We start from the raw sequence: 14,574 nt of genomic DNA, 5'->3' as shown, positions 1-14,574 counted from the left end.
GCGGTGGCTGTTGCACAGTGGCGATTATTAGGTTTGTTATGACGGTATTAGGTCTAGATGGAAGTGAAGATGGGATATAAAAAATACGCTTACCCAAAAGCAGTAATTATGAAAGTATTCTCTAGCTTTCTTAGAAAAGTGCGAACCGAACATGACCTTTCGCAGGAAGGTTTAAGGGCTTTATTAAATGATAAAAGTCATTCTTTTGATAGCTTAGATACCATCTCCATCAGTCGCTGGGAGCGTGGTATTAATACACCTTCGTTAACAAAACAGGCTGAGATTGCTGAAATATTCGATGATAATCTTTTTAATATTTACAGTTCTGATGCTGATTTTGTTGAAGAGTCTATTCACTCTATGCAGTTTTCTATTGGTGATAAGAATGATAAAACTACGCACCCTTATTTCCAAGATGAGCAATACCATACCGAATTCATTGACCTTGAACACGTTCATTTTGAACGATACCTTAAGCTTTGTTTAATATATGAAGGTAATCCGCGTTTATTACCTGCTTATGAACTAAGCTCATTTGTTGAAGTATTAAAGCAACTGACTTTAATTTCAGCTTTTTGTAATGCGAGTCAATTGGTTGGTCATTGCCTGTTTTGTAAAGTAAATAGTAAAGCCTTGTTTGAATTTATGAATAGCACAACGGGTATTCTTGATTTGCTAAATATGGTTAAACGAGATCGCGCGAATGTGCTGGTGGTATTTTCCTCATTTGGCGTTTCAGCAAAGATTGATAATCATATGATGTCCATTTATTTAAATCAGTTAGCGATGGATGATACGATTGAATATTTGAGTTTTAGTACTTGTGATAACAAGTTGAAACAAAAATTGATGCAAATGAAGATCCCGATGTTTAAAGTTAAACCGATTGAGCACCAAGCTAAAATGATACAAAATTATTCATTTATAATGAGTCGTTCAGAAGTCATGGCTAATCGAAATATGTTGATGCTTTCTGTTATACCAACGCAATACATGCAACCTAAGACTATCGAGATATAGCGGAGTAATGATGAATATTTTGATTGTTGATGATCAAGCGTTTATTAGAGAAGCGATAAAATCAGACCTTATCGAAAGTACGGTAGAGGGAGAGCTAAATTCGACATTTCAGAGCTTCGAAGCTGTGGACGCAAAAGAAGGCATTGAAGTCATCGTTGAGATGGAAGGTGATATCGATTTACTCATTTTAGATTTGAAAATGAATCAAAGTGATGGCATGGAAGTGATTAACTTTTTGTCGGTCAATCCTCTTTATTCTCACATACCATTGGCGGTAATTAGTTCATCAGATAAACGCACCCTTGAACTGGTTAGTGGTATTGCCTGTAACCTGAAGTTGAATGTAGTCGGCGTATTTGAAAAGCCAGTTAATGTCGATGTGATCTTATCTGAAACGCTACGTTTACAACAAACGATAGGCAATATTCCTGTCCTGGCAACGCCGGATGATGTTGTTGAATATGATATCAGTAAGTTACTTGAAGATGAACAAGTATTACTTTGCTTTCAACCTCAAGTCGATATGAAAAGTAAAAATATCAATGGCTTTGAAGTATTAGCGAGAATGTATGATGAAAATGGCTATATTTACCCTGATACATTTTTACCTTTGATTTATAACGCAGGGTTAAACGTAGAGTTTACCAAAGTCATTATCGCTAAAGCATTCAAGCTTTGGGTAAATGAAACCAATTTAATGGATTATACATTATCGATTAACGTGACAGCTGAAGACTTGATGAGTGAAGATTTGACTGATTATATCATTCACTACAAGCAAGCGCATACGCAGATAAAGCTGATCTTAGAGCTAACAGAGTCACAAGCGATTATTAATCAAGACAGTGTATTAAACTCTATTGCACGACTGATTATTAATGATATTGGTATATCATTGGATGACTTTGGTAAAAGCTATTCGACCTATGAACGTCTAGATATCATCCCCTTTAAGGAAATTAAAATAGATCGCTCTTTTGTGTGCGATATAGATACTAATGAGCAGCATCGTCTTATTGTTGAATCGACTATCGCATTAGCCAAAAAAATGTTGGTGAATGTTGTCGCTGAAGGTATTGAAACGGAAAGCGTGCTTAATATTCTAGATGATCTTGGCTGTGATATAGCACAAGGCTATTTATATAGCCCACCAATGGAAGGACGTTATTTGCAAGACTGGGTTAATCGCTATGAGCACCAAGAAGTAAATGCTAATGACAACTAGTGCTGATTTTATGGATATAGGTACTGACTTAAAAAGGTTTTTTAATCGCTATAGTGAACAGCGGCGTCTGGCTTTATATCAAGCATTAATGCGTGAGTTAGTGTCTATGCGTGCACAAAGCAAAGACGCTAAAAGCGTAGATGAAATGAATACACTTAAACATCAATTTAAAGGTATTTGCCGTTATCTGGTGCTTGATTTTGATGCCCCAATTGATGCGATACAGACGCGCGAAAAATTATTTTGTGCGGTCGATAGTATTTACACACAAGTTGTAGCGATTAAAGATGAGTTATAAGTTTAATCTGCGCAATTATGTTTGTGCATGCCTGTTGATTACGTTGGCGATCGTGGCGGTATTTAGTAGTTATAGTATCAGCAAGTTCAAAAAAAATCATGATACTAATGTCTCAACGCTGATGGCGCTAAATGAAGAGAATTATTTGCAGCACAGGCTGATTATGAATGCGACAAACTCTTTTTTTACAGCATCAGAAGGTGTGCAAGAGACTGAGTTTAGAATTTTCACCCAAGCGTTATTAGGTGAGAGAGAGGCGATATTTTTCACTTTGACGCCTAAATTGACAGTTGCTTATATTTCTAATGCTAAGGTGGTGGAGCATTTAGCTGAATTAACTGTGAGTATCGACAAAGAAGGGATGCTGAAGGGCTCTTTACCTCACTATCAACTAATCGGCTTTGAGATTGATGAGCCTGATATGCCGTATTTATTTTACGCGATACCAATGAAAAGCGTGTTATTTAGCCTCGATAAATTTAAGGGGTCTTGCCTAAAATATTCCAGTACACAACTCACGGAAGAAAATAAAAATTGTGTGCTTGAGCCAAAAAACATGTTCTTTGACCTGTTTCGTCATGAGACTGAACTAGATATTAGTATTCCAAGTTATAATTTTCATTACCTACTTACCATTGAATCCCAGGTATCGGAGTCAAGGCTGATGGAGTACTGCTTCTTTGTGCTGTCGACATTGGTAGCTTGTGGATTGGTATCTGTATTGCTGTATTTCAGGCTGATGAATAAGCATTTTTTTAATCGGATTGAGCGAGAGAACAAATTTAATGTCGCGATGGTATCAAGCATCAATCATGAGATAAGAACGCCGATCAATGCGCTACTTGGTTATAGCCAGATGTTGAGGGATATGCCCAAAATAAGTGATGAACACAGTGTGGTGATTGATAAAATGTTGTGGTCGGCAAATCTGTTGTATTCAGTTGCAGAGAACACGTTAAATTACAGTAAGTCAGCGACCGATGGCTTAATGTTAAATAATGCCCCGATTAATACGTTGCAATACTTCAATAATATCAAAGACTATTATAACAAATTGAGTATACCTGAGGGTAAGACACTCGGCTTTCATGTCAGTGATACATTACCTAAAACAATCAGTGTTGATAGTTCTAAATTATTTCAAGTGATCACGAATATGATTAATAATGCCTTGAAATACAGTACTGGCCAAGCGGTTAGTTGCCATGTTGATCTTTGCTCACGCCGTGTATTTAATGATCCCACGTCTGCAAATAGAGAGTTGTATTTACGGGTTCTAATCCAAGATACCGGACTGGGGATGTCGCAATCAACGAAAGAACTACTCACCGATCCTTTTGTTTTTGATCCTGAATCACAATTGAAAAAAGTATCAGGTATTGGTCTCGGACTGTATACCTGCAATCAGTTACTGACTCAGATTGGTGGTAAATTAAGGTTACACAGTGTCGAAAATGAAGGTACTAAAATCATGCTACATTTTCCACTGCGATGTGGGGAATACGTGTTATCGGAACCATTGAGTCCGCGTAATTATGCCGACAAACGCATTTTAATTGTCGATGATAATAGCTTCAACCTTGAGGTATGTAATGCCATGTTAGAGGATGAGCAATTTAATACTGTGTGTGCGGATAATTCTAAAGATGCATTAATGCGCTTTAGAGATAGCGATCCAGATGTGGTTATCGTTGATTATCGGCTCGATGAAATGAATGGCATCGATTTGATTGGTAAAATGAAATCGATACAAGCAGAAACCAAAACGCAGTATTTTATTTTATCGGCTAATGATAAAAACGAGATTGTAGATAATGAGCATTATCCAGATGTTTATTTTATGCAAAAACCGTTTAATACCGCGATATTCTTAAGTGGATTGGAACAAACAGGGTAAATAACGTCGGGCGTATAAGAGGCTCAAAAATTGAAATTAAGGCCTATTTCGACGTTATCTTGTGACTTTCTTTGTTGTTCTGGCGTTACTCGATAATTACCTTTGCTGTATTTAACGTAGGGACTTAACCAGGGCGTATTGAACGTGATTGTCGCATCCCAACTCGTTGCGACATTATCGTCCACCTGATTTGGGCTGTCAGTTAAATAATCAATACTATAAGTTGAAGATAGCGAGACCCATTGGTGTATTGAATAACTTACGCCCAAAGTATTTTTCCATTCATCTTCATCAAACAATCCCCAATTACCAGCGCCAGCAATATTGTCCTGTGTACGTCGCCAATCGTAAGCTGTGTTTGCAAATATCATTAAGTTTTCGTTCAGAGGCAGTCCTGCAAACATACCTATAGTATAAATATCTGTGGTGTCAGTTCGACCATAATTAAAGTAACCTTCTGCATAGGCGATATCAAAAATCAGGTCGCCATATGCCACGCCCAATTCAAGGTAACCGCTACTATCAAGCGTAGCATCAATGGCGATATGCTCATCGACATTGATGCTACCAGAGAAACTCGCATAATAATTATCGTCAATGTTGTAAGCGCTAAAGCTTAAATCGGGTTCTCGATATTTGTCTGATAATGGCGTTTCGGCAAATGTGTTACTACAGAATAAAGCACTAAAAACTAGAAAAAATAAATAGGTTATATTTTTCATCTTTATATCTCTCAAAAAGGAACTGCAAATAATGTACAGTTCCTTTTTATTATTCAGAGAGGGAATCTATCCTGAAAACACTCTCAATCATTTAGCTATGAGCGGGTTTGTAACTGCGTTTTTACTGCTTGTTTTATTTGTTGACGTTGCTCTGTGGTGAGCGCTTTTATACTATTTTTAAGTTCATCTTTCTGTTCTATAGTCAGTCGTTTCACTACAGGTAACTGCGCCGCCTCTTTGCTATTCTCATCTTGCGTTGGGATGGTGATATTCCCGCGGTCATCAACAACAATGCCATTACCAAATACCAGTTGGCCATCAATGATTTGGCCTTCGCCTTTGATAGCACCATGTCGGTCATAGATAGTGACATTACCACGTCCATCTTCAGCTGCTGTGTAATCAGTCGTCACTGACTGACCATCAACGGTAATAACGAGGTTATCACCATCAAGTGATACGCTTATTGCCCGCTTATTATCATCAGGATTTGCATCGTTTCCCCAGCCCGCGTCCACATTAACTATTGTAAAACCACCATCAGCAGACCAAGTTACGTGATTAGGTAAATCGTTACCTTTAAAACCGGTAATAATATATTCATTAGTCTCGGTTACGTAACCGTTAAACCAAAAACCATTAGCAGAGCCTACGCCAGAGAAGGTAAATTCACCTGTTACAGAGTCGATATGTATAACAGCGCTGCGTTGCACTCCATTTACAGAGAAGTTTAAGTAAGTATCTGTACCGTCATGTTCCACACTAATGAATGAGATTTTTGCATCGCCAACACGAATACCATCAAAATCCGGTTCAAACTCAGTGCTGTCGATAACTAAGCGGCCATCAACAACGTTCAATGTATAAGCTGTATCGCCAATGTAAGCGGTTGCCGTCCCATTTTCAGTCTTGATTTGGCCAACAGTGGCACCTTGGTCATTAACAATATCTTCACCTTGGATAGTAAAGATTTGGCCATCAAGGGAAATTGCAGCATTGCCATTACCATCTGCGATAATAATAGCGGTATTACCTTGATCACCGATAATGGCAGCACTATGTAAATCTTCATTATAAATGACGTCTGCAACGCCTTCTTGTGGAGGTGGTGTATCATTTTTAGAACTATTTGAAGAGCAACCAGCAAGAGCAGCGCTGGCGATGATTACGGCTAGGATATGTTTTTTCATAATTAAATCTCTCAATAATGGAGCGTTATGTGCGTTATGTGCGTTATGTCCATGCTTGTTTAGGCAGCGTTCCTGCTGATGAGAGAAGTATATTGAGATAGTGCTATAAGTAGAAATAATAAGTTGGAATGTAAGTTATTCCATTTAGTTATTTAATAAAGCTTTAATATGATTAAGTAACCAGGTTTGTTTTTTAGTGTTTTGTAGTTGTTTATGACTGTAACTGACAACCGGAAAAGCAGCGATATCATCTTCGCTAGAGAGAGAGATTTTTCTTAGATTTGAGGACTTGTTATGATTTAAAAAGCTTGAACTAGGGAACATCGCGTCACTATTTAGCACCTCATTAACTAATACACTTGGTAGCTCGCTGCGTAGGGTGACATGGGCTGGTAAGCCTCGCTTCTTTAATTCTATTTCTGCGATTGATTCAGTAAAGTTCCAATCAGCATTAACAACGGTAACGATCTGATGCTGAGATAACTGCTCACCAGTAATAAACTCACTCGTAAATGGATGGTTCTTTCTTACATAAATCGAAAATTTATCCTCTCCTAGTCGTTCAGTGACAACGTCTTTATAGCTATTGTCGATGATGTAATTTAGGCCTAAATCAATCTCTTTATTATGAATATGGCTTAATGTTTTCGAAGACCAGTTTAAAAGTAGCAATTGCACGTCAGGCGCTTCTTGATGAATGTTGTTATAAAGCGCATTACCAATGGCATGAATAAGAAATGGCGATATGCTTATTCTTAATTGGCCTGATAAATCTTCAGGCTTGAATTCAACCGTAGAGTTAACCGCATCACTCACCGAGCTGATAGCGGGGCCTAAATTTTTATAAAGGTTTTGAGCAAAGTCTGTCGGTAATAATCCATGGTAGCTGCGAATGAATAATTCATCACCGAAATGGTGGCGTAATTTAGCAAGCGCTTTACTCACTGCTGGCTGGGTTACATGCATGCGTTCTGCTGCTCGGCTTAAATTTCGTTCTTGATAAATAATTTGAAAAATTTTCAATAAATTAAGGTCAAGCGTCGTAAAAAGATCTTTTGCCATCAGCACTTCCAACATTATGAAGATATTTATAAGGTTAAAAGCTTATCATACTTGATGAACATAAATGGAGGTACATTTTTACATCTTCCCACTTGAGCTTACCCTCGGTATTATATGGTGTATCTCATAACGTTAAATACTGAATTTCGAGGTAATTTGATGGCTAAATATAAACCCGTTACTAAAATGCAAACCTATGGCATTCACTCCCAGTGGCAGAGTAAATCAAAAGACTTACCGAGTATTCAACAATTCACGACAGATATCCCTGCTGAAATTGATATCGAGTTTGGCTTTGTGGTGAATATTAAAAAAGCCCGTGGCGCGAAGATCCGTTTTTGTATTGCACATCCAGGTATTTTAGATAGTGAGGGCAATGTGCGCGCGCCATTTACTGGTGAGGTACATGTGACCAATAACGATTGGCTGTTTTATTTAGGTGACACAGTATGGGAACCAATTGCGGATAAATGCGGTGATTGGCGAATGACGATTGAACTTGACGGAAAAACATTAGCAGATAAAACTTTTAATATATCCTTAGCTCACGGTTAAAATAGCTCACGGTTAAAATAGAACACTGTTAAAATCTCCCCTTCATCATTATGTATAACTAACAAAGGCTGCAACTGTGGACGCTTTTATTTCCAAACAAATTGATAACTCAGCGTTAAGATCTCACCCATGGACGAATATGGTAACCGATGAGTCGAGTGTATATATGGACTTTAAACAACAGCCTGAATTGATCCGCAGTGCGCTAGAAGATCTATTGCCGTTTACAACATGGGATTTTGTTGAGCAGTTTTATCGTTTAATTGAATGGGTAAATGGTGCAAGCTCGTTATTAGAAAGTAATGATTGTACGTTTAATCCGCTCGAAGATAATACTGATCCACAATACCCGTATGCCAAAAAATGCAGTGCGCGATTGATGATTTTATTTCGCGATATCCCCGAGAATTGTCAGGAAAAAAGTATTGATTGGTTAATGAATAATATCCAGTCAATGGCATCATCGATGAAACCGAGCTTTAACGCGGGCGCGATTGGCTTATCACAATCACCAACTTGTTATTTAGCGCTGGGTGATAAACCGAATACGGGCGGTATGGGTTTGCAAGTGACGTTAAACTTCTTTGCTTATGGTGAGGATGAAAAAGGTTGTTATGCGAGCATGAAGGACGTATTGGCGATTGCCCAACATGCTCTGTTACGAGTCAATATGCGCATTAAAAATGGTGAAGTTGACGCGCTTTATCGTTAATGTGAGCTGTTACATCATGGCTAATAAAATAACGGCTTATTATTTTTCCGTGATTAAGTCGGTAATTGCGTTAAATCAACACGTAATAAACAGTTAAACTCTTTGCCAAAATCAACCGATATGCGGGCGTGTACAGCGCCTTGTTTATCGGCAAACTCTTGCTCTCCTTCAATAGCAAATACGCCTTCGTGCCAGATATTCGCATGAATATAGGCACCGCGATCACCATTGAAATAAAAGCACACAAAGTCTTGTGGTTTCACATCATCGCCAGGCAAGGCTAACGGTAATAAAAAGGGCTGATTAGACTTAGGGTAAAACATTTGACCGCCATCAGGATGGTAATTGGCATGCCATAAAATCAGTTGGCTGGGTTTATCATTATGGTTATCGACCGCGATTTCAGGGCGCTGGTTATAGCCGATAATATAATGGCCATCAACGGCTTTATTACGACCAAATAAATAATCCCCTTTCCAAGAGCTGATAAAAGTACCTTCCGTTACACCACCTTCATCGCCAGTATCTTCGTCGACTTTACGCCAACCTTGTGCTGGCCAACGCGTGATCTCAATATCAAATGTGTCAGGTTCGTCAACAAAGAACCCATAGCCTTTTAGGCTTTCAGGCGTAGCTTTAATAATAGGAATATCTAATAGCGCGAGGTCAGAAGCGATATCAGGATTTAAATAGTTAGGGGCAGTATTAGATACAGCATAAGGTTCATTATTTGAATTTGAATTTGAATCTATATTCGGATTGGCTGTTGTAGCGGTAGATGTCATGTTAACGCTCTATTTTGGCTGAATAGCGCATAAATTAGCATTCTATTATTTAATTTTAATGACAGTTGTTTAACTATAAAGCTAAAGGCATAAACCATTATATCTATAAAAACGGATATAAACTTATATAGCGTGATTTACATCACGTTTAGTTCGTTATGTTGTCTTGCATTTAATTGTCAAATAATGCTATAAGTGCGATTTTATTAAGATAGAATACGCGGCTAATTTACAGTTCTGAGCATATTATGACGTTGAAGTATAGAATCCTAGTTTTTTTCGCTTCCTTAGTAATTACTATTTGTGGTGCTATTACCTTTTTTGGTTATAGCGCCTTCGACAGTTTTAGCCACACTAACTATGAAGATAAAATGGATAGCCAATCGCGGTTAATCGCAAAAGCATTAGATGAAAAATTAATGCGTTATTTTGATGCTTTGAACGCCGTTTCTTTTGAGTTTGGTGATAACGGTGAACCAATATCGGTTGAACGTGCAGTACAGAAAACCCGTCACTTTATTAACAACATTGATGGTATTGAAAATATATTTATTGGCTTAAAAGATGGCCGTGCAATTGAAGGCGGCGGTTATGTTGCTAACTTCAATGCTAAAGCACTTAACCGTGAATGGTACAGCCGTATTTTCTATGATAATGAAAAAATAATTGTCACTGAAGCTTATCAAAATGCGTTAACCAAACAAAATATCATTTCTTTGGTTGTGCCTCTTTATCATAATAATCAAACTGTAGCAGCACTGTCGATTGATATCAATTTAGATAATATTACCGGTTTTATTACCTCGCTGACTAATGACAACCACATTTTTGTTTATCGCAGTGACGGTTATGTCATGTCGAGCAAAGATGCTCAGCTGCTAGGCAAGAACATGTTTCAAGTTCGCCCACAGTATAAGCAGGTAAACCAAGGTATTAGTCGTTTTACATATGAAGTTAACGGCGAAATGGTCTCTGTTGTCACCAACAAGCTGTCGGTTCGTAACTGGATCGTGGCGAGCTATGAATATGGGAAAGATATTAATGCGGCGAGTAATGCCAATCTCGTTGGTTCATTAATGTTCTTATTCATCGCGGTCATTGTGGCTATCGTTATTTTCTACTTCTTCATTGTTAAATATATTTATGCGCCAATTGGTGGCGAACCAGAAGATATTTCTAATTTAATGGAGAAAATGGCGCGTGGTGATTTAACTGCTGTGAGCACAACAGGTACAGAAACCACGGGTATTTATGCCAGTATGATCGTCCTGCTACATGAATTACAAGATGTAGTGCAGCGAACCCATGCTATTTCTGACAATGTATCATCGGCGTCGGTAGAACTGGCCGCTGTGATGGGGGAGGCCGCAACCAATTCACAACATGAAATTGCACAAATCGAGCAAGTCGCGACAGCCGTGAATGAACTGTCGAGTACTGCAGCGGAAGTCAGTCTAAATGCCAGTAATGCCGAAGATGCTGCCAGTAATGCGATTGATAGTGTGAGTCGTGGTAACGATGCGCTACAAGAATCAGATGCGATCACTAAGCGCATTGAAGTATCGGTGCAAGAGTCAACCTTGATGGTTAATCAGTTGAGAGCGTATTCGATTGAAATTGGTAGCGTTGTTGATGTCATTAATACTATTTCACAGCAAACTAATTTATTAGCCCTGAATGCGGCGATTGAAGCTGCGCGAGCGGGTGAGCAAGGCCGTGGTTTTGCTGTTGTTGCGGATGAAGTGCGGGCATTAGCGGCGAAAACACAAGAATCAACGGTGAATATTCAGGACATTATCACTAAGCTGCAAGAACAATCTGAAAAAGCGGACAGCTATATGAACAATAATGTTGAGTTGATCCAAGGGTCACGCGAGATTGCGCAAACGGTAAGTCATTGTTTTACTGATATCTCTCATTCAGTGTCACTGATTTCAGATATGAACACGCTGGTATCAACGGCCTCTCATGAACAATCTGCAGTGACCCAAGATATTGCAGCTAACGTGATGCAAGCCTCAGATATGGTGACTCAAAATGTGGCTGGTATTGATCAGAGTAATCAGGCGAGTGAAGAACTAGCGCGCTTATCGGAAGAACAAAAAACCATCTTGAATTTCTTTAAATTAAGCTAGTTGTTAGTTGTTAGTTGTTAGTTGTTAATCGTCATCTGCTGTTAATATTTCACATGATCGAAATATTAACAGCATAAAATTGTCATATATCCCCCCTAGAATGTGCACCATAAATACACTATTTAATGTTTAGATAGTTATCACTTAATCTATCAATAGGGATGTTATTGATGCACTTTGTTAAACAGTCATTACTTGCTGCTGCCGTTATTCTTGGCGTATCTTCTAACGCATTTGCGAAAGAAGAGCTGATCGTTTACACCTCTTTTGAAACTGACTTATTAGCCTTATTCAAAAATACCTTTGAAGAAAGCCATTCTGATATTGATATTAAATGGGTACGAGATTCGACAGGTGTCATGACGGCAAAGTTATTAGCTGAAGGCAAAAATGCCAAAGCGGATGTGGTCTGGGGGCTGGCTGGTTCATCATTAGCACTATTGAAAGATAGCGGTATTGTGAAGCCTTATACGCCTGCAAACCTTGATGGCATAAAAGCGAGCATGGTTGATCCAGAAGACAATAAAGCCTGGTTTGGTAATGACGCATTTTTCAATACGGTTTGTTTTAATACCATCGTTGCCAAGCAGCTTGGTTTACCAAAACCGAAGACGTGGGAAGATCTGTTAGATCCTGTCTATAAAGGTCATATAGTGATGCCTAATCCGGGATCATCAGGTACCGGTTATATCCAAGTAACAGCTTGGCTACAAGGTATGGGTGAGCAACAAGGTTGGGCCTATATGGATAAATTGGACAAAAACATTGCCCACTATACTCATTCAGGGTCTAAACCTTGCGTACAGTCAGCAATGGGTGAAACAGTTATCGGAATTTCTGTGGCGATCCGTGGTTCTAAATTGAAATCAAAAGGTGCGCCGATTGATCTTATCTTACCTAAGGGTATTGGTTGGGATACGGAATCGGTTGGTCTTGTAAATAACAGTTCAGCGGCGGCGAAACAGCTGATTGATTGGTCATTATCATTGGATGCCAACAAGATGTATAACACTATTTATCCAGTTGTTGGGCATAAAGACGTAAGTGGCGCCGTGGCAAATTATCCAAATGTGGAAGATGCAATTGTGGATATGGACTTTGGTAAAATGGCCAATGATCGTAGCGCGGTATTAACTAAATGGTCTGATAAGTTTAACAGTAAATCAGAATCTAAAGGTTAATTTAACTCTCTTTGAGTTAATCCGGTGCCGCAGGGGATTATGATGACCTTGCTGCATCGTCTTTTTATAATTGTCTTTGAATATCAGGACCTCGCGATGCTTACATTACACGATTCCCACCTTGTTTATAATAATCAGCCATTACATTACTTTTGGTTAAAAGATAATTGCCGTTGTAGCGCATGTTTACATTCGTCTGGCCAGCGCTTACAAGAGATCCTTGATTTGGATTTAACGATCCAACCAGAAGTAGTGAGGATTGAACGTGGTGAGCTATTTATTACCTGGCAAGATGGCCATCAAAGCCGTTATAGTCAGACTTTTTTAGGCAGCATGCATTATGATGAACAAGATGCTAATAATAATGCAGCGCTCGAACAGCCAGTTTTATGGGATGGAAAACTTGACGCGCCAGCGATCACTTTTGGTTATCCTGATGTACTGAGTCGTCAGGATATTAAACGTGATTGGTTAGCAGCTGTGAAGCAATTTGGGCTCGCATTTTTACAAGACGTGCCGAATGTTGATAAGCAGTTATTTAAGGTCGTCGAGCAATTCGGCTTTGTGCGAGATACCAACTACGGTAGTCACTTCGAAGTTATCGCGGAAGAAAATCCGGTTAATTTAGCCTATACCCCAAAACCATTAAGCCTACATACCGACAATGCTTATCGTCATCCAGTGCCGACATTACAGCTTTTACATTGCCTCGTCAGTGCTGAAAAAGGCGGAGTAACGGCTTTAACAGATGGCTTCTACGCCGCGGAATTGTTACAACAACGCTTTCCGCAGCAGTATCAGTTATTAACCTCGACACCAGTGACTTACCGTTTTAAGAATGCAGATACGGACCTTGAACACACGGGTTATATTATCGAATTAAATAATAACGGCAGCCTTGAGCGTATTCGTTTAAATAACCGTTCTATTCAAGCAATTAAATTACCGTTTGCAGAGATGGCTGGGTTTTACGCAGCCTATCAAAATTTCAGCCGTATTTTACACAGTGAAGAATGTAAATTCTTGTGCACTTTGAAGCCGGGTGAACTGATGATTTTTAATAATGAACGTATTTTACATGGTCGTGAAGTGGCTGCTGAAGGCGCTCGCCATCTGCAAGGTTGTTATGCTGATATTGACTCTTTAAAAAGCACCTTAGCCGTATTAGAGACGACCTTAGAATATCAAATGGAGACTAAATAATGGATATTATTGCGTTTATTAAACAGCAGTTCGAAGACAATGGTCATGTTGCTTATGGTGAGCATATCTCTATGGGTGAACATATGCTGCAGTCGGCTTATTATGCCGAGCAAAAAAATAGCAGTGATGCGATCATTACCGCGGCTTTATTACATGACTTTGGCCACTTAATTTTAGAGCTGCCTGAAGATATCGCCGAGCACGGTATTGATGGTTATCATGAAGATGTTGGGGCTCAGTTTTTAGCGCCATATTTCCCGAAACAGATCATTGATGGCATTGCGCTACATGTGCAAGCAAAGCGTTACTTGTGCGCCGTTAAGCCTAAATATCATGGTCAACTCAGCCAAGCATCGCAAGACAGTCTCGCAGTGCAAGGTGGACAAATGAATGCGCAAGAGATTGCCGAATTTGAGCAACTGCCATTTTATAAAGACGCCCTGCAAGTTCGCTTATTTGATGATTTGGGTAAAAATTTGGCGTTAGAACACCCTGATTTAGCGTACTACTTACATATTGCCCAGCAGTTTGTGACGAATAAGCCTCATGTCTTGTCACCGACAGAGGCTTGATAGTACTATTTTTAATA

Annotated in this window: 14 protein-coding genes; 10 read left to right on the top strand and 4 right to left on the bottom strand. The window is 39.0% G+C overall.

Annotated elements, in window-relative coordinates; translation table 11 throughout:
* The first annotated feature begins 69 nt into the window (after positions 1-69).
* The 4 genes from FR932_RS13060 to FR932_RS13045 are packed head-to-tail and all read left to right on the top strand — an operon-like array spanning position 70 to position 4,440.
* Entirely contained in the window at positions 70-1,020 is a 951-nt protein-coding gene (locus tag FR932_RS13060; RefSeq protein WP_019439552.1) for a helix-turn-helix domain-containing protein, read from the top strand.
* 10 nt (positions 1,021-1,030) lie between these two features.
* Positions 1,031-2,245 carry an EAL domain-containing response regulator gene (locus FR932_RS13055; protein WP_019439551.1) on the top strand — a complete coding sequence of 405 codons (1,215 nt, stop codon included), beginning with the start codon at positions 1,031-1,033 and terminating at the stop codon, positions 2,243-2,245.
* Complete coding sequence (locus FR932_RS13050; protein ID WP_240532326.1) at positions 2,229-2,543, top strand: hypothetical protein; 315 nt, start codon at positions 2,229-2,231, stop codon at positions 2,541-2,543. Before FR932_RS13055 ends, FR932_RS13050 begins: the two co-directional genes overlap by 17 nt.
* Positions 2,533-4,440 carry an ATP-binding protein gene (locus FR932_RS13045; protein WP_019439549.1) on the top strand — a complete coding sequence of 636 codons (1,908 nt, stop codon included), beginning with the start codon at positions 2,533-2,535 and terminating at the stop codon, positions 4,438-4,440. Before FR932_RS13050 ends, FR932_RS13045 begins: the two co-directional genes overlap by 11 nt.
* A 23-nt stretch (positions 4,441-4,463) precedes the next feature.
* Here FR932_RS13045 and FR932_RS13040 read toward each other — a convergent pair whose 3' ends face one another.
* The 3 genes from FR932_RS13040 to FR932_RS13030 all read right to left on the bottom strand — a co-directional run bounded on the left by FR932_RS13040 (position 4,464) and on the right by FR932_RS13030 (position 7,414).
* Positions 4,464-5,162, bottom strand: a complete 699-nt coding sequence (locus tag FR932_RS13040; RefSeq protein ID WP_019439548.1) for a hypothetical protein — start codon at positions 5,160-5,162, stop codon at positions 4,464-4,466.
* 95 nt (positions 5,163-5,257) lie between these two features.
* Positions 5,258-6,352, bottom strand: coding sequence for a hypothetical protein (locus FR932_RS13035; protein WP_019439547.1), 1,095 nt, complete (start codon positions 6,350-6,352; stop codon positions 5,258-5,260).
* A gap of 144 nt (positions 6,353-6,496) precedes the next feature.
* On the bottom strand, positions 6,497-7,414 hold the full coding sequence (locus FR932_RS13030) for a LysR family transcriptional regulator (RefSeq protein ID WP_019439546.1): 918 nt from the start codon (positions 7,412-7,414) through the stop codon (positions 6,497-6,499).
* A 159-nt stretch (positions 7,415-7,573) separates the two neighbouring features.
* On the opposite strand from FR932_RS13030, the gene FR932_RS13025 reads away from it, so the two are divergent.
* A complete protein-coding gene (locus tag FR932_RS13025; RefSeq protein ID WP_019439545.1) occupies positions 7,574-7,969 on the top strand; it encodes a DUF3859 domain-containing protein in 396 nt (131 codons plus the stop codon).
* A gap of 76 nt (positions 7,970-8,045) precedes the next feature.
* Positions 8,046-8,681 carry a hypothetical protein gene (locus FR932_RS13020; RefSeq protein WP_019439544.1) on the top strand — a complete coding sequence of 212 codons (636 nt, stop codon included), beginning with the start codon at positions 8,046-8,048 and terminating at the stop codon, positions 8,679-8,681.
* A gap of 53 nt (positions 8,682-8,734) precedes the next feature.
* Here FR932_RS13020 and FR932_RS13015 read toward each other — a convergent pair whose 3' ends face one another.
* Positions 8,735-9,466, bottom strand: a complete 732-nt coding sequence (locus FR932_RS13015; RefSeq protein ID WP_019439543.1) for an ureidoglycolate lyase — start codon at positions 9,464-9,466, stop codon at positions 8,735-8,737.
* 371 nt (positions 9,467-9,837) lie between these two features.
* On the opposite strand from FR932_RS13015, the gene FR932_RS13010 reads away from it, so the two are divergent.
* The 4 genes from FR932_RS13010 (at position 9,838) to FR932_RS12995 (ending at position 14,557) form a co-directional block, all read left to right on the top strand.
* On the top strand, positions 9,838-11,601 hold the full coding sequence (locus FR932_RS13010) for a methyl-accepting chemotaxis protein (RefSeq protein WP_019628826.1): 1,764 nt from the start codon (positions 9,838-9,840) through the stop codon (positions 11,599-11,601).
* A gap of 170 nt (positions 11,602-11,771) precedes the next feature.
* Positions 11,772-12,782, top strand: a complete 1,011-nt coding sequence (locus FR932_RS13005; protein ID WP_019439541.1) for a putative 2-aminoethylphosphonate ABC transporter substrate-binding protein — start codon at positions 11,772-11,774, stop codon at positions 12,780-12,782.
* A gap of 96 nt (positions 12,783-12,878) precedes the next feature.
* Complete coding sequence (locus FR932_RS13000; RefSeq protein WP_019628825.1) at positions 12,879-13,985, top strand: TauD/TfdA family dioxygenase; 1,107 nt, start codon at positions 12,879-12,881, stop codon at positions 13,983-13,985.
* Entirely contained in the window at positions 13,985-14,557 is a 573-nt protein-coding gene (locus FR932_RS12995) for an HD domain-containing protein (RefSeq protein ID WP_019439539.1), read from the top strand. Before FR932_RS13000 ends, FR932_RS12995 begins: the two co-directional genes overlap by 1 nt.
* Positions 14,558-14,574: the final 17 nt, after the last annotated feature.

It is taken from the genome of Moritella marina ATCC 15381 (genome assembly GCF_008931805.1).
In the GTDB taxonomy this organism is placed as follows: Bacteria; Pseudomonadota; Gammaproteobacteria; order Enterobacterales; family Moritellaceae; genus Moritella; species Moritella marina.
Note: the sequence above shows the minus strand (reverse complement) of the source record. Positions and strands in the feature narration are given on the sequence as shown.